Source organism: Pseudomonas sp. ABC1 (assembly GCF_013395055.1).
GTDB lineage: Bacteria > Pseudomonadota > Gammaproteobacteria > Pseudomonadales > Pseudomonadaceae > Stutzerimonas.
This window is the reverse complement of the sequence record NZ_CP058349.1, coordinates 3,028,221-3,045,340: the sequence shown is the minus strand read 5'-3', so window position 1 is coordinate 3,045,340 and position 17,120 is coordinate 3,028,221. Positions and strand designations below refer to the sequence as shown.

The following is a 17,120-nucleotide window of genomic DNA, read 5'->3' as shown; positions in this document are numbered from 1 at the left end:
TCAGTCTTCCTTGGCTTCCAGTCCTGGAATTTTCTTCAGGGCTGCTCCCAGCTTGAGGTAGTTGGACTTAACCCCAAGGTCAAGATCCAGCTGCACCTGCTCGGTGGCCAGCGGGTAGAGGGTTTCGCGCTCGTAGTCGTCCAGCTCCAGCAGCTGCTTCTTGATGCTCTCCGCTTCCTTGTTGGCCTTGGTCTTTTCGCCCTGGCTGGCTGAGGTGCTGATGGCCACCTGCTGCAGGTAGTCCAGTCGCGCAGCGAGCTTCTTACGGAAGTCACGGAGGTACTGCAGCACCACGCTGACGGTGTCCGGCCGGTAGCGGTGCTGGTAGACCAAGGCGCTGAAGGTACCCTTGGGGCTGGAGAACAGCCAGTAGATCGGGCGCTTCTTGTAACGTTTGACGTGATCGGCGTAGAAATCTTTGAGGAAGTACTTGCGCACATCCTTGCCCAGCGCCTTTTCGATAAAGGCCAGGTTTTCCTCGTAGCGCTCCTCGCCAAAGGTCACGCGCAGGAACTGGCGGAAGCGCTCGGTCACATCATCGGCGAACCATTCACCATCCAGCAGCGGGATCACGTTGTCTTCATCCGGCATGAAGCGCGGCGCAGGTACCTGTCGCAGGTAATCCGCCAGCGACTCGCCCTGGTTGGCCAGCACCAAGCCCGGCTTGTCCAGGCTGTAACGGCCGAACATGCAACCCACTGCATAGCTGAGGTACTCGGCGATGGTGTCTGCTCGCAGACGCTCCTCTCTCTCCTGCGCCGTGGCCTTGCCACCGTAGCGGTATGTAGGATTGCAGGTGATGGTGACCTCCTCGATAGGCACCTCGGGGGTCAGATCGTCCTGTAGGCCATATGCATCGATGAAGATTCGGTTGTTTTCTTCCTCCAGCCGCTGCATGTCGTCAGTCATGCTCTGCCAAAGGGTGCGTAGGTACGCGTAGCTGTCCTCCAGCGTCTTCCCTCGATGAACGGGCGAGAGGAGCGGGAGGTTGGTGAAATCCCAAGAGGTTTCATAGGCATCCCAGTCAGAGCGGGACAACTCTGAAGCCGCATGGGCAAGATCCACTGTTCTCTCGATTTTCGGTGGAAATGGCAATCTTCCAACTGCGCCCTCCCCGTAATCCATAGTAGGAGATGTCGCTGCAATAAGTGCGTCGACGACGGATGAGTTCAAATACGCAAGCATCAGCCACCGATCTCTAGTATGTTCGATCGGTATTGCAGATCCCTTGCTCTCGAAAGCAAAGTGACTTGGAAGCAATCGCATCGACATCGACGCGATTGTCAGGGTCGACCAAGTTAGCCCACCCTTGAAAAAATGCTGAATGTTTTGAGGACGCGATAATAGCTTCCCACTATCATCTTTGAAGTTCTTTATCCGCGCGCCTTCGTTCTCCCAATCAAGCAAATGCTCATAATTACCGTACCATCTACGAAAGCTTCCACCCTTCGAACATGGGAACCAACGTCGCGCTTGGATATCGCTATCTCCCGACGCTACAGCAGAATTATTTCTTTCTACTTCATGCCACAGCCTAAGAAATTTATCGTTGCTTCCAGTCTTAATGCCTTGTCTCGGGGGAAAATGATCCTTTACCGTTCCACCCACCTGATAAATATTGATAACTTGCTTTGGAAGAGTGAAGGAGATTGGAGTACCTGGGAGCGAACGAAACACCTTTGACTTCATCTCGTAGCGCCAGGGCGAAACTGGGTTTTTGATTGCCTCAAGCAACTTTGCTGACTGATGCTCCCTTCTCTTGAATTGCTCCAAGTTGAAAAACACGCCCGTACTTTCTGTTTTCCCGACCTCAAAACAGAAAGCGCAAATCGGGACCGCTGCGCTATCAAACATTGTGTGATATTGAGGTTTGACCAGTGAAATAAGCTGACCAACCTCAAGAAGCTTTGACCGAAGCTCCTCAAACGAGGAAAGATACATCCATGTGAAGGGAGTCATTAGACCCGTAACACCTAAGCGTGGCAGCATTTCGCTGACCCTGAGGATGAACATCGAATACAGGTCAGACTTTCCACTTTCGTAATTTGATTTCGCCAACTCCTGTAGATCTGCATTCATCCCTTTCCCGCCCATATACGGCGGGTTAGCAACTACAACATGATATTTATTCGAGAGAAACTCGGCCATACGTAGCACAGCCAATACGCGCCCCTGCACTTCTTTCAGCAACAGATCGCCACCAAAGTCCTTTGCCGCTACCAGCCGAGCCGTCTCCACTGGATCCCGCAGTTTAGGTACGATCAGCGAGCCAAAGTTTTTAGCCTGCTCAAACTGCAAGAGTGTCTCGCGCAGCTCATCCGTGAACAGGTCACGCCCCATGATGGCAACCACGTCGTGCAGCTCATCCTGGGTGAAGCTCACATTCTCGAGCACGCAGATATTGGGCTGTGCCTTCATGCGCAGGAAACGACGCCTCCCGAGCCGAGCGGCGGCCTTCATCACAAGCGCAAAGGCCGCCAGCGCTCCGGCACGGTCGTCGATCTCAACTCCATAGAGGTTATGGGTCAGAATCAGCGCCGGGATCTCGGTCGGGTCATAGCCCTCTTCCTCGTAGATTGCGTAAAGCAGATCGAAGGCGTAGGTCAGCATATGCCCCGACCCGCAGGCCGGGTCGAAGATGCGGATTTCTTCCGGTCTGGAGATGCGCAGGAAGTCCGTCTCCGACTCTTCCGGCGCAATGTAGTAGTCCATCCTCTCGGCCAGCTTCGACTGCGGACGGTTGAGCAGCCACAGGCGGCCCAGCGAGTTCTCGACCAGATAGCGGACGATCCAGTGCGGGGTGAACAGCTGCGTCGCGGCGGGGATGTTCTCCGCAGAGATCTTGATGTTCTTCTTCAGTCCGGCGAAGACCTCATCCTTCTTCTCCGCGATATAGAATTGGTAGAGCCAGCCGATGACCTCAACGTCCTGACAGACTTCCTCATTCATCACCTCACGCAGACTGGTAACTATGGAACCTTGCGACAGCAAGTCTTCGGGCATCAGCAGTTCGGTATAGTCGGCGATCTGCTCGAAGAGGAAGGGCATCTGCCCATACCAGTGGTTGCACACCGACACCAGCAACAGGCGATATGCCTCTCCTTGAGGATCGGAACTGGGTGCCTTGCCGGCCAACAGATCCAGAACCTTTTCTCGCGTCTTGCCAGTGACTAGCTCCTCGTCCAGGAGCGCCATCTTCGCCTCGGCGAGGATTTCCGGGGTGATCTGTCCCTCCATGGGCGTCAGCACACGGGGATTGGTGAAGCCGTTCACATCGAGGAAACGCAAGGCGCAGAAGCGGTTGAACCAGGTGTAGGCGACCCTCTCGATTACCTGCTCCTTGCTGGACTCCTGGATCTGCCTTTCCAACTGAGCCACAGCCTGCGGATTCTCGCGACGCGCAGCACTGCTGGCGTGCAGCACCTGGATCAACTTGGTTTCGACCTGCTTGCGCAGCTCGGTGCGGGCAGCCTGGGCAAACTTCTTCAGCTTGGCGGTTTCCATCTTTCCAACTCTCCTGCTCCCGGCACTCGACCGGGCAGTCTCAACCTAGAGTGGCCCGCAGCAGGCAGGCCACTTGAATTCGTTACAAAATCAGATCTGTACGCGGTTACCGGCTTGGATCTCTCTCAGCCAGGCCTCGCGCTGCTTCTGCAGGTAATCGTCCAGCTCGGCCTCGCTGGTGAGCCACGGCTTGCCGTAACCGACCTTGATCTGACGCGCCTGTACGATGCGCGGCTCAGCAACTCTCTGCGGCGGCTGGCCGGGCGGCACATTGCCGCCCCCCGTCAGTTCCTTGCTGGGCTGCGGTGACGGCTCGGGTTGCTCGGGCTTTACAGGTTGTGGGCGGGCCAATAGTTCGAGGTTAAGCAACAGTTGCGGGTAGCGCTCATCCTCGAAACGCCGGCGCTGATCACGCAGTACTGCAATCAGTTTTTGTCCATTCAGTGCCTGGCGAGCAGCACTAAAGGAGGATGCCAGTTGTTCCTTGTGCCCCACACTTAGCCCTGCATAGCCGTCAGCACCACACAGGCGCTGCTCCAGTTCGTCGAGCAGTTGCTCGCTGGCTTGCTGCTCGCTGGCCAGTTGGTTGGCAATGGCCAGCTGGAGCGTCTCCAGCTGCGGCCTGACCTGCTGTAAGCGGTTACCCTGCCAGGGCCTGCTGTCGGCCAGCACGGCACGGATAGCCTCAACCTCGACGACGTTCACATAGGTGAAGTTGTCTTGCTGCTCCTGCATCAGTTGGCGGGCCTGATCGTAGATCTCACGCAGCGGGCTGCGCATGAAGCGCTGCAGCGGATCAATGATTTGCTCCTTGGTTTCGAGCAGCGCGTCTTCCGCACGAGACAGGTCGGTCAGGAACCAGCTGGGGTTTTTCGCGGCGATTTCCTTGAGGGTCGCCAGCACCCCGTCTAGAGTCACCAGGAAGGGGTATTGCGTCTTCTGGCCGTGCAGCTCGGCAAGCTCCAGCTCCAGATCCTTGATGGCATCGATGGTTTCACGGGCCAGGGCGCGGGCCTCGTTGCTGCTGGTCGGCCGATCGAAGAAGTCGGCGAAGAAATCCTTGAGCGTCCGCACCTGGGAGGCAGTGAACTCGATCTGCGGCTCCAGCACCAACGTGGAATGGGCGTTGGTATTGCGCAGGCTGCGCTCCAGGATGTCCCCCTCCAGCGGGTTGCTGTCCTGTCGCACCTCGACCTTGCCGCGTGCGCAGAGCAGCGCGAGGTTGCAGAGGATGGCGGCGTAGTACCAGCCATAGCTCTTGCGCTCGAATCGCTCCAGCAGACTCTTCACCGTGGTCCGCACGCCACTGCGCGCATTGGTCTGGATGAAGGCCAGCAGCTCCTGCTCCGGCTCGCTCAGGCTGGTGACGTCGTTGCCCAGCAGCCCATCCTGCCCCTGGCGCAGGTATCTGCCGACGTCGTTTTCGCTGAACGCCACATCGCGTAGCATGCGCAGGTTCGGATAGGTGGTTTCGATGAGCTGGTAGAAACCCTTGAGGATGCGGGTCTGGCCATCGTTGCTGGACACGTCCACATCGGCCGCATTGATAATCAGTTGCGCGTGGCCGAGAAGATACTTGGCACGCTCCTGCAACTCGGCCAGACGCTCGGTGTTCTGGAAGCCCTTTGCATCGAGTATGCGTTTGACCGCCTCCTGCTGAGTGTTGCTGTTCTGCCTGATGTACTTCTCGGTGCGCTTGTACATAGTCAGGTCTTGCATGAAACGCGCGTCGGCGGGCAGCACGACACGCAACTCATCGCGCCCCATGCTCTGCATGCGCTGCACCGTGGGGTTGTCGAAGTTGTCGCTGAGCGGCGTGACGACGTGGATGGCCAGCTCATGCTCGCGGCTGAGCACCCGGTCATCCATCTTGCGCGCGTAGGGGTAATCCTGGCCGTTCTCGTAGCGGATCTTGCGCTGCTTGATTGCGCCCTCGAACAGCAGCCCCTCCAGCTCCTTGATCACGTCGGCCGACTCGACCTCGGTGTTCTTGATCTCTTCCTCTATGTCCTTCTCTTCGTCGGTCAGATACTCGTAGAGATCACCATTGCGCTGGATGTAGGTCTGCAGCTCCAGCAGGTTGAGTGCGGCCTCCAGCTTCTTGCGCTGGGCTGGTACATCCTCGCCGAAGCGTTCCAGCATCAGTACGCTGAGGTTGCGCAAGGTGGCCTTGAACTCCTTGACGTACTTGACCAGGAACAGCGCCTTGAGCACGCGCACGGCGTAGGGATCACCCAGGTGACGTTCGGCGTTGTTGATCGCGCTCTGGATCGAGCTCTTCAGCGCGCCTCGAATGCCTTCGAACATACGGTCGAAGGTCGCCAGCTGGCCAACCGGCTCATTGTCGATGGCCATGGCCACCTCGCGGAACACACCGAGCATGGAGCGCTCACCTACCGAGTTGGCCTTGCCCTCGAAGCCGTTGTGCAGTGAAATGCCGCGGATGGCCGACTGGAACAGCGGGAACTGGTAGGGCACGAATGGATAGCAGTAGGTGAAGTGCTCAAGATCGCGGAAATTCTGGTAGTGCTGACCGCCATCAGCGAACTCGAAGAGCGTTTTGAAGTTGTTGAACTGCTGGCCGTAGACGCTTTCCAGCAGTCCAGTGCCCACCGAGTTCTTGGTCAGCAGGCGCTTCTGGATCACCTCGGCCACATCGGCGCTGGTCAGCTTGAGGCGGTTGGCGAAGCGCGCCTGGATCTTGGTGAAGTCGTTGCTCTGCTGCTTGCTCATATCGCCGAGCACGGAGTTCATGTCCTCCTGAGCTGTGACGATGATCCAGGCTCGCCCCTGGCACTTGGTCGCCAGGCTTTCAGCGACGGTCTGCAGGTTGGTCATCAGCTTGGTGTTGTCGGCGACGTATTGCCCCACCTCGTCAACGAAGAAATTCAGGCGGAAGTTGGCCGGCTGCTTGTCCAGCCAGGCCTTGACCTGGTTGCCGAAGTCTTCGATGGAAACGCTGTACTGAGTGCGGTACTTGTCGAGGATGCCCTTGGCCAAAGCCGGATCTTCGCCGGTGATCTGCGCATAGGCCTTGGCAATGTTGCCGGACTCAAGCAGGGCCTGTTCACGTCCGCGCCCCCAGGGCTTTTTGGCGATGATCTGGTAGGCGTCCTTGAAGGCCTCGAACTGTTCGCGGCTGTCGAGATCACGCTCGAACTGGGCAATGTAGCCCTGCTTGCCGAAGTAGCCGCACATCTCGTTGAAGACCTTGACGAAAACCGACAGCAAGGCGTCGATCTGGGTCTTGCTGATGATGTCGGCCTTCTGATCGATGTTGAACAGGATGCTCTTCGAGGGGATGGTGACCGCCTGTTTGAGCTTGCTGCGCAGCAACGCATCGTCCCCGTGGATCTTGGGCAGAAAAATTTCCAGGGCACAGGTGCCATCGATGCAGCGATTTTCCAGTAGCAGAGCCAGCATCTTGAGCAGGTGCGACTTACCCGAACCGAAGAAGCCCGAAACCCATACCCCGTTGGCACCGTGGTAATCGGTGTAGGCGTCGAGGAAGTGCTCCAAGCGCTTGGCAACCTCGTCGGTAAGGACGTACTCGCTCAGTTCATCATACAAGCTGGTCTCATCGTCGGCCTTGATCACCCCCTCGATGGGGCGGCTGACGGGGTTCAGGAAAATACCGTTGAGTTCCATCTACTACTTCCTCAGCCCTGAATCTCGAAAATATTGAATGCGCGGTAGTACTTGTCGTCGTGCAGCAGGCCGAACAGCTCCAACGAAGCCCCCTCCTGCAGTGAATGACGGTACTCGCCAGGGAAGAACATCACGGTTGGTTTTCCCTTGGCCGTGCTCTGCAGGTTGTTGAGCACGTTGTGCGAGCGAATGTAGGGGAACACCTCGCCAATCCCGGAGAGAAACAGAACGTCGTACTCCGCCCCAGCGAGGCGCTCGCCAATCGCCGGGACCAGGTACTCTTCGACGCCTAGGACATTCTGCAGCAGCTCCAGCAGGGCATCTTTCTCTACCTCGGACTCAACAGCGAGTATCTCGTCCCAGAGGCTGCTGTCATCGCTACTGCCATCGCGGGCCTTGAGCAGCTCAATGGACAGATCGTAAAGGTTGATCTCCATGACGCGCACGCCACGTCCCTGTAGGCAGCCGATACTCATGCTGGCCAGGTTGTTGACTAGCTGCCGCTGCATGCGCTGCATCTCGAAGGACTCGGAGGCTTTGAACTCGCAAATGTAGAACGGCAGGTCGTTGTTCAGCCCTTTCATCTCCAGAAATCGCTGGCTGCTGATTACGCCCAGCAGGTGCTCGAAGCGCGTGGCCAGGGGCTGCTGGCTGATTTTTCGGCTCATTGAAGCCACCTTTGAATTTCACTGTCCGTGGCTGGAAAAACCAGCAGATGTTCGCGCCCATGCTTGGCTATCAATCGGACCAGATGCGGGGTAAGCAGTGCAGGCTGGATCTGACCTTGCTCTGAGAGCAGGTCGGACTCGCGCAGCATCTGAAATACACTGTGGCGCAAACGCTTTTGGGTGGAGACTGCAATTTCATCCAGCTCCTTATGCCAAAGCGCCTTGGCGTTGTAGAAAGCCTCATAGTCAGTAGTCATGATCCGGTGACGCCGGCTGAGGTAGTACTCGTGCAGTACCTCAATGGCAAAATCACGGATGAAGCCATAACGGCGACAGACCGCCGACCAGAGCAAGTAACTGCGCTCTCGCCGGTTACCGTCGACCAGAGCCTCCAGTTCTTCGATATCAAGCAGTTCAAGTCGCCCGAACAACTCGATGCTAATGCGCTTCGCAGAGCTGGCTGTACGCGCCTGCAGGAGGTTGCCATTACGTACCTCTGCACGGGTCTGCGACCAGTCGCGCAATGACAGGTAACGCTCGGCAACCAACGGGGCTTCCTGCAGAAATAGACCACCCGTGGTGAATGACAGACGGTAGCGCTCGGCACTCATGCTGACCCCAAAGTCGCATCATCACTTGCCCCACCAGCTTTAACCCACGAATCGACCTCAGCCTTCTGGAATTTCCAGAGCCGCCCCACCTTGTGCGCAGGCATGTGTCGCTTTGCGATCCATGCATAGACAGTGTCCTTACTCACGCCCAAGTGCTCACCGATTTCCTCGACACTCAACCACCGATCGGTCATTTCCAGATCCATATCGATTAAGAGTCGAAGATTTTAGCTGACTTGCTAGGGTTAAGACTGATTTATTTGGGTCAAGCCTGTTAAGGAGCACTAAAGAAATCCACTGAAGCACCTGACGCATCAGTGACAGCACCTTCTATCAGGCTGACACGCCCAACGCTGCCCATGCCCTCCCCTTAGCCCTCTGCCGGAATCAACTCCTGCAGAATCACCAGTTTCCTTTGCAACTGCTCAATGTGCGCTTTCTCAGCCCGCAGTGCTGAACGCAGCTCCCGAATTTCCATCCCCCAAATGCGAGCCCAACGCACATACCTTTTGAAGTCGAGAGCCATTTTCCAGAGCTCGCGTAGCCCCCATCAACAGCAATGCGCCTATAGAAACCCCATCCCACGCAGCCATGTTCGCCCCCTTCAAAACCCTGATAATTCCGAAGACAGCAAGACGATATGTAGCTCAAAGTGACACGTCTATAATGTAGACTTATACAGGTAAAGAATTCGAGCATACGGAGAGGGTATGAAGCCAAGCAATCCATCGAACAGGTTCGCTGGGACCTAGCTCTTCGCTATCGCCTGATTGAAACCGCAGCCTGGCGGGAGGGCCGGCTGACCACGGGACACTTGATACAGAGCTTTGGCATTAGTCGGCAGCAGGCGTCCAAGGATATCAATACCTACATCACCGAACATGCGCCCAAAAACTTGACATATGACAAGCAACTCAAGGGTTATATGCCAAGCAAGCAGTTCAAGCCGCTGCTCATCGACGACAGTGCCAGCGCACGTCCAACAGTGGTGGTAATGCTTGATAGTTCTGAAAAGAGATAAAAAGGCATCAAGTGCGTAGGGGCCGGGGCGTTTTGGATTTGTCTTTCAAGCAGTAGTACCCCGCCAACATCAGCAAATACCCAACCCACTTGTAGGGCAGTAATTTCACCATGAACCCTGCTGCTGTCCAGTCTTCCCAGGAACCGCCCCCTCCGCCCAAAAACAATGCCACAGTCAGCAGCTGGGTAAACACAACGTATGCGCCACCAAACTTCAGCAGAAAAATCCAGACTCGCTTACGTTTGGCTATGTACTCCGACTCACTGCCAGCACTCGACCGTATGCCACCCAGCACTGCCCCGAGGACCAAAAGGCCTACCGCCCCGGACACGAGTGAAAGTGCGGTGGACGCCTCTGCCAGATCCCCTTTACCGCCATACAGGTAGATGTAGTAAATCAGGAAGACCAAATAGAGGGCGAAACCAATCCTGAAAGGACGAGACATCATCGCAAAGCCGATCAACGCGACGACGATACCGATAACCCACACCATTCATTGCTGCTCCTGCCAGTTCGCTGGATAACCAAGCGAGGTCCATCACCAAAAACGCGACCAGCATAATGCCAATAGGCCGCCACTAAAAAATGAAGCCTTCGCCAAATGCTTATTGGCGAGAAAATAGCTTGACTTGCTTTCGTTCTATCCCTACCGCTTGCAGTTACACGTGCAGCGCCTGAATACTGGTTAAGCATACAGGTAAATATTTCAACCATGCACCTCCGCGCAAGGCCTTGAAAATGCGCGTTGCATCTGAAGAAAAACCCCGGGATATGGGCGTTTTGTTGACAGTTTACCATGCCGAATCAAAGTGCCATCATACAGGCAGAACAGATTGCGCCGATCTATTGGTTTCACCCAACGCAATCTCATCCGGGATGCGATATGCCATCAGTTATTTGGTATGCGCGATCAACACCCTACAGACAAGGACGTGTGCATGCCTTTGCCCTCCCCTTCCATTGCACTCAATGCTTCTGTAACAAGACCACGAGCCAAGCAGTGACGCACTGACCTCGTGAACGGCCCTGAACGCGACCCGAACGCGGCAACTGCGGTTGTAACCTTCTCGGGCCGGCCCCCTTCTCGCACGACGAGAAAAGACCAGCGATTACTTGAATATCCCAGCGCATAAGCCTCTGTGCACCCTATGCCATGCCTTCGCGCAGACCATCAACACTTAAAGGAATATCACCATGCTCGAAAGCCAGAAAGAGTTCGCCACTTACTTGAAGAAAATGCAGGTGCTGCTCAATGACCAAGCGTTTTCATTCGATCAGTCATTGCTTCCAAAAGTGATGGAGACCGAGCTTGTAGTGCCCGTGATCGGGGCCTTCAGTGCCGGTAAGAGCTCGCTGTTGAACGCGCTGATGGGCAAGGACATCTTGCCGGTCGGGATTGCGCCAGAAACTGAACTGGCGACCGAGCTTCGTTATTCCTCCGAGCCTTATCTGCTGGCGATCAAGCCCGACGGCGTGCAGGAACGTTTGCCTGTTGAAGCACTGAGTACCATCAACCGTCGTTCCAGCGAGTTTTCTCACTTGCGCCTGTACCTCGACAGCGAGGCGTTGAAAGCCATTGCGCCCCTGGTGCTGGTCGACATGCCGGGCTTCGGCTCATCGCTGGAAAACCACAATAAGGCCATTGCTTACTACCTGCCGCGCGGTGTGCACTTCGTGGTGCTGACCAGCATCGAGGACGGCAACATTACGCAGTCGATGCTGCGCAAACTCGACGAGCTAAAAACCTACAACACCGATTTCACCTTCCTGCTGAGCAAATGCAACCTGCGCGCCGCCGACCAGGTTGAAGACGTGCAGGCCTACATTGACGACCAGCTCGGGGTGTATTTCGGCGAGCACTACCGCAGCATCACTATCGGTAACCGTGGTGGTGAGGAACTGACAAATGCACTGACCGCATTGCAGCCTGACGTGCTGTTCTCGCGCCTGTTCATCGACATCCTCAAGGACCAGAACTTCGAAGTACTGGCGCAGATCAACCTGGCGCTGAGCATGCTGAAAAAGGACAAGGCCGAGAGCGAGCAAACCGCACGCGCACTCGAGCAGGCCTTGGCCAAGCTGCTGGAGCAACGCAAAGACGTCGAGTCGGACCTGAAAGATCGCTACTCGGGGAAAATGCTCGACCGTAGCCTGCGCGGCCTGGACAACGCCCTTAACGACTCCCTCGACGAACTGGTCACCTTGGGCAGCAGTAAGAACCCGAGTGCCCTGTCGAATGCACTCTCCGACATCATCCGCAGCAGCCTGTCCAGCACGATCAAATCTGAAGTGCAGGACATCTCCACCAACATGGTCGACCGGATTGCCAGCAACCTCAGTGCCACCAGCAGCCAGATGTCCGTACTGGACATCAGCGGCAACTGGAGCGAGGAGCTTTCCAGCAAAGTCAAGTTCTCGCTGGAGCGCACCACGGAAATGCTCAGCGACTGGTCGACACGCCTGAGCAATCGTGCCGAGGAAGACAAGAACAGCGGCGTCATGCTCTACCGCAGCCTCTCTACCGTGCTCGCTGTCACCACCACCGTGGTCAATCCGCTGGTAGAGCTGGTGATCATCTTCTTGCCCGAAATTCTCAAGATGTTTAACGGTGGCGGTAACGAGCGCGAGAAGTTTCGCCAGAAACTGACCGGCGAAGTGTTCCCCAACATCAAGGCGGAACTGCGCGGAAAAATTCCTGCAATCATCGACGAGCAGCTCAACGCCATGCTGAAGAAGATCAGCGACGGTTTCGAAGAGCAGATCACCAAGCAAAAGCATGTGATCGACTCAATTGCACAGGAAAGCCTGCAGCTTGAAGCACAGATCAGCGAGAAGACTGCTGTGCTGGAAAACCTTGCCACCGCAGTAAAAGCCGCTGCAAACGAACACCTCTACAAGTAAGGCGAACGACCTAATGGATTACCAATCACTCGTCGCTTTTAGCGAAAGCCTGCACACGCTGGCAGCAAGCAACCAGGACCTGTTTGAGCGCGAAATCGAGCAGTTCAAGCGGCTGAACGGCATCGACCAACCGCAACAGCTCGCGCAAGCGTGCCAGACGTTGCAGGACCAGAACCGGCTGATGAACATCGGTATTGTTGGTCGTGTGAAAGCCGGAAAGTCATCGCTGCTCAATGCGCTGATTTTTAATGGCGAACCGATCCTGCCCAAGGCCGCAACACCCATGACCGCTGCACTGACCACCATTACCTGGGGCGAAGTGTTCCAGGCCAAGGTTGAGTTCTACAGCGAAACGGACATCGCCGCGATCCGCTTCAAATCGGACCAGTTCGAGCAACGCCTTGCCACGCGCAAGCGCGAATGCCTGGAAGAGCTGGTGAAGCGTCGTAACGCCCAAGCCAATAGCGCGCCCCTCGATATGGCGCAGCTGACGATCATGGCCGATAAAAAAGCCTTGAGCGAACTGCAACGCGAAGAAGGCTTGTTCGCGGCATACGACCAGTTCCAGCGCATGAAGAGGTCAGGGCTCGATGCGGCCACCCTGCACTTGCACAGCGAGATTCAGGCAGGTAACCCGAAAGAGCTGGCGGCTCGTCTGTACAACTATGTCGGTGCCGACGGCACGTACATGCCGTTCACCAAGACGGTTCATGTCGCCATGCCGCTGGAGGCACTACGCGATATCTGCATCATCGATACCCCCGGCATGAACGATCCGGTCCAGTCGCGCGAAGAGCGCACGGTCGAATTGCTGAAAACCTGCGACGTGGTGTTCATCGTCAGCCCGGCCGGCCAGTTCCTCAATGAGCAAGACCTTGAGGTGATGGGGCGTATTACCCAGAAGGAAGGCATTCAGGAACTGGTACTGGTGGCCAGCCAGATCGACACACAACTGTACGGCAGCGAAAAACGCGCGCGCTTGAGCGATGCCGTGGAAGCCATCCGTGCCCAGCTGTCGGCACGGGCACAGAGCACCCTTGCAGACCTCAAGATGAGCAGCCCGGAAGTGGGCTCGGTGTTCGACAACCTGATCGGTTCGGTGCACCGTAACCTGCTGCATAGCTCCGGCTTGTGCCACAGCCTCAACCGCCGCTTCGAAACGCCCGAAACCTGGGACTCGAACGAGCAGGTGACCTGGGACAACCTGTCCACCGATTACCCGGATTACTTCACTCGCGACAACCAGGCACTGTCGTTGAGCAGCCTGGACAGCTTGGCAAACATTGACGCGATCAACGCCATGCTTGCCCAGGTGCGCGAGAAGAAAACGGAGATCACACGGGAAAAAATCGCCAACCTGATGGTTCGGAAACAAAAGAACCTTGAGGCATTCAAGGCGCTGATCATCACCCTGGCACGCAACCAGGTCATCCAGATCAAGAACGCCAACGTCGATCAGCTGGACGAACAACTGGCTTCGCTGGAATCGAAGCGACTGGATCTCTCGCTGGAACTGGATGTCAGCTTCAAATACACCATGGCCGACTACCGCCAGAAGTTGCGTGACGACATGCGCAAGACAGCTGCGCAATTGCTTCGCGAGACGCAGTCCACTGTCAAAGATGCGGAAGGCTCTTTCAGTGAAACCATTGTCGTCGACAACCCTGGGGTTGGCAGCTGGTTTGCCCGCAAGCTTTGGGGCGGCGGCACTACCGAGAAAACGGTCGTCCGCTCCAAGATCATCAGTAGTCAGGTCATCTCCACCATCAACGAGTTCATGAACGACATCCAGGATGAGCTGGGCGCCAAGGTGGAGAGCTCTCATCGCGGGTTGAACGAAGAACTGGCCCGGACCCTCACGCCGAAGATCCGTGAGGTGCTTGAACAGGATGCCAATGCGCAAATGATCAAGCTCGCGATTCTTTCGATCATTCAATCGATTCCTGACGATGACTTTGATTTGGGCATTCCGTTGCCTGACTCCCTGAAAAGTAACGGCACACTCAAGGGCTACGAGGCCGAACGTTTCAAGGATGCCGCCGATGACTTCATTGGCTCGTTGGGTAGCAAGGTCAAAAGCAAGATCAGTTCGTTCTTCAACGATGTTGAACGCAACGCACCTTCCACCATCTCCAACTCCTTCGTCGATGAAATTCAACGCCGGATCAATGTGCTCAAGGATCAGGTCGACAACGCGGCTCAAACCATTGACCGGCTTGAACGTCTGGCACGCAAGGCCGAAGAGGTCACCCTGTGAGCAACCCGCCAGCCATTCATGAACAGGCACGCTCGACGCTGGAGTCGCTGTCCCGCTTCTGGCAGTTCAAACGCAAGAAGCTGGCAGCTGAACTTCAGGGCCACCTGGATGATGCCCAGTGCCAGCTCGACACGTTTTTCAGCACCAATCAGCAATTGTCCGCGCTGTGCGCGGGCCAGAACGACGAAATCGGCGAGCTAAAATCACGCAACGGCTCGCTAGTCGATGCGTTGCAGCTTGAAACAGCCAATTTGGCCTCGACCTCCGAAGCGTTAGCGCAGGAGAAGGGCAAGCTCCAGAAGGCTATGCTCGCACTGGCCCAGGCCAAGGTGTACGCCAAGGATCTGGAAGAGCGTCAGGCTCAGGCCATGACCCAGATCGCAGGGCTCGAAGAGCACCTTGCCGACCACAAACAGGAGCTTGTCGACAAAGAGCGGTGCATTCAGGAGCTCCAGCACACCCTGGCCGATACTCGACAGCAGATCGAAGCGCTGAACAACGTCAAACAGCGGTTGACCGAGCAGTGCGCCGAGCAGACTGAGCAGATCCGCACGCTGGAGTCGCGCAATGAGACGCTCAGCGACCAGTTGCAGGCAGAACAGGCCAATACGGCAGAGTTGGAAGCACGCAAGGACCAGGCGCTTGCCGAGATCGCCACCCTTCAACAGCAGCTAGCAGATCGCAAGCAGGCGCTGGCGGAAAAAGAACAGCGCATCGCTGAACTTGGGCACACCCTCTCGGACGCGCAGCAGCAGATCGAAGCACTGAACGACGCCAAACAGCAGTTGGCCGAACAGTGCACCGGGCAGGCTGTACAGATCGACTCGCTGGAGTCGGACAATGAAGCGCTAACAACACAGTTGCAGGCAGAGCGAGCCAATGCGGCCGAGCTAGAGGAACGCAAGGCACAGGCGCTGGCACAAATTGCCGAGCTGGAGACGTACCTGGAGGAACATAAGAACCAGTTGATTTCCACGGAGCAGAACGTCGACCTACTGGAAAGCCTGACCGAACAACTGAAGGCCTCCCAGCAGCACCTGGAAGACAACTACGCCGACATCAACAAGCAGCACCTGTCGCTAACCGAGAAATTTTCCCTGGTGAGCAAAGTCCTGGCCCAGCAACCGCCCGGTAATGAAGAGCTGGCCAAATTCGCCGACCTGATCAACCACGACTATATGGAATTCGCCAGCCGAGAATCGTCGTTGGCCGGTGAAGCCCAAGCAGTGCTCGACATGCAGGCGATCCTCGCCGAGATGCAGATGCTGAACAACTTCCCGAGCATTGCCGGCAAAACCATCCTGAGCATTGCGGGTGGTTTCAGCAGCGGAAAGTCGGCGTTCGTCAACAGCTTCATCCGTAACCCGAGCGTGAAGTTGGCGACCGGCATCAACCCGGTGACCGTGGTCCCCAGCTACGTGGTGTGCTCCGAAGAAACCCGGATCAAGGGTTATTCGTATAACGGTGGGGCCATCGACCTGGAGCCCAGCCTGTACGCGTCGATGTGCCACGAATATGTTCAGGCCTTCGGCTTCGACCTGCGGCGCATCCTGCCCTTCATCAGCGTCAAGGTTCCCATGGACCCGGAGCTGTTCGGCAACCTGTGCATCATCGATACGCCCGGCTACAACCCGGGTACCACGGGTGGGGCCGCGGCCTCCGACCGTAGCACTGCAGCCTCCCTGGTCAATCAGGCATCGGCGCTGGTCTGGGTCATCGGCCTTGACCCGGCCGGGACCATCGACCAGTCCGACATCGAGTTCATCGAGTCCACGCCGTTCCGCGCAGAGTCGCTGTATATCGTGTTGAACAAGGCGGATGTGAAGTCTCAGGACGATATTCTCGAGATCATGGAGCAAGTAGCCGACGACCTGAGTTTCGCGGGTATCGAGTACGCCGGCATGTGCGCCTATTCGTCCACGCGCAAGAAAGACTACCCCTCCAGCGGCCTGACGTTCGAGCAGTTCCTGCGCTCGATCAACCGTAAAGTGGATGTAGTCGGCAAGGTTAACAGCAAGCTCGATACCGTATTCGATGCCTACAAGCAGGCCATCCAGGCCGATATTGCGCAACTGGAAGGCCGCAAGGGCGAGTTCAATGCGTTCAAGCTCGATGCACTGGAAATAGGCGGAACGGCGCTGTTTGACAGAATTGATCGAGCATTCCCCATCTCTGAGCAAATGTTCGATTCTTCCGGGCTGGAAAAACTCGTTGATGAATGCGAAGGCCTTCGTCGAACGCTCAAGCTGGCCGCTCGAAAAGCCCTGGAGGTTTGCGAACTCGTTCGCACCAGAACCTCTGTCGAGTCTGATGACTTCCTTCGCACTCGAATACGCCGCTAAACGCCGGCACACAGCGTGTTACTAACCCAGGCCTGCCTGCTGGCAGGCCGTTGCTGGCCAGGGCGCTGAACCCTGGCCTGTGCGCTCAAAATCGCCGCCGCGCCAGCAACTCCGCCAACGCCCCTTCAAGCCACCCGGCGGTGCGCATCTTCAGTGCCTTGCTCCCGC

General features: G+C 56.6%; 9 protein-coding genes and 2 pseudogenes. 4 read left to right on the top strand and 7 right to left on the bottom strand.

Annotated features, from left to right (window positions below; translation table 11 throughout):
- The 6 genes and pseudogenes from pglX to HW090_RS17940 form a co-directional block, all read right to left on the bottom strand.
- Entirely contained in the window at positions 1–3,504 is a 3,504-nt protein-coding gene (pglX, locus tag HW090_RS13310; protein ID WP_179113971.1) for a BREX-1 system adenine-specific DNA-methyltransferase PglX, read from the bottom strand.
- 90 nt (positions 3,505–3,594) lie between these two features.
- Positions 3,595–7,152 carry a BREX system P-loop protein BrxC gene (gene brxC / locus HW090_RS13305; protein WP_096426782.1) on the bottom strand — a complete coding sequence of 1,186 codons (3,558 nt, stop codon included), beginning with the start codon at positions 7,150–7,152 and terminating at the stop codon, positions 3,595–3,597.
- 11 nt (positions 7,153–7,163) lie between these two features.
- A complete protein-coding gene (locus tag HW090_RS13300; protein WP_096426783.1) occupies positions 7,164–7,820 on the bottom strand; it encodes a DUF1788 domain-containing protein in 657 nt (218 codons plus the stop codon).
- Positions 7,817–8,431, bottom strand: a complete 615-nt coding sequence (locus tag HW090_RS13295; protein ID WP_096426784.1) for a DUF1819 family protein — start codon at positions 8,429–8,431, stop codon at positions 7,817–7,819. Before HW090_RS13295 ends, HW090_RS13300 begins: the two co-directional genes overlap by 4 nt.
- On the bottom strand, positions 8,428–8,625 hold the full coding sequence (locus HW090_RS13290) for a helix-turn-helix domain-containing protein (RefSeq protein ID WP_096426785.1): 198 nt from the start codon (positions 8,623–8,625) through the stop codon (positions 8,428–8,430). The genes HW090_RS13295 and HW090_RS13290 overlap by 4 nt, the downstream gene beginning before the upstream one ends.
- A 176-nt stretch (positions 8,626–8,801) precedes the next feature.
- A pseudogene (locus HW090_RS17940) lies at positions 8,802–9,024 on the bottom strand (hypothetical protein).
- A gap of 104 nt (positions 9,025–9,128) precedes the next feature.
- Here HW090_RS17940 and HW090_RS13285 point away from each other — a divergent pair.
- Positions 9,129–9,407 (top strand): annotated as a pseudogene (locus tag HW090_RS13285) (WYL domain-containing protein); the annotation flags it as partial.
- Positions 9,408–9,459: 52 nt separating this feature from the next.
- On the opposite strand, the gene HW090_RS13280 reads toward HW090_RS13285, so the two are convergent.
- Positions 9,460–9,945: a hypothetical protein gene (locus HW090_RS13280; RefSeq protein ID WP_179113970.1), complete on the bottom strand. Its 486-nt coding sequence runs from the start codon at positions 9,943–9,945 to the stop codon at positions 9,460–9,462.
- A 701-nt stretch (positions 9,946–10,646) separates the two neighbouring features.
- On the opposite strand from HW090_RS13280, the gene HW090_RS13275 reads away from it, so the two are divergent.
- From HW090_RS13275 to HW090_RS13265, 3 genes are all read left to right on the top strand, one after another.
- Positions 10,647–12,353 (top strand): dynamin family protein, encoded by a 1,707-nt coding sequence (locus HW090_RS13275; protein ID WP_179113969.1) that lies wholly within the window; start codon positions 10,647–10,649, stop codon positions 12,351–12,353.
- A gap of 13 nt (positions 12,354–12,366) precedes the next feature.
- On the top strand, positions 12,367–14,610 hold the full coding sequence (locus tag HW090_RS13270) for a dynamin family protein (RefSeq protein ID WP_179113968.1): 2,244 nt from the start codon (positions 12,367–12,369) through the stop codon (positions 14,608–14,610).
- Between the two features lie 155 nt (positions 14,611–14,765).
- On the top strand, positions 14,766–16,952 hold the full coding sequence (locus tag HW090_RS13265; RefSeq protein ID WP_179113967.1) for a dynamin family protein: 2,187 nt from the start codon (positions 14,766–14,768) through the stop codon (positions 16,950–16,952).
- Positions 16,953–17,120 lie beyond the last annotated feature (168 nt).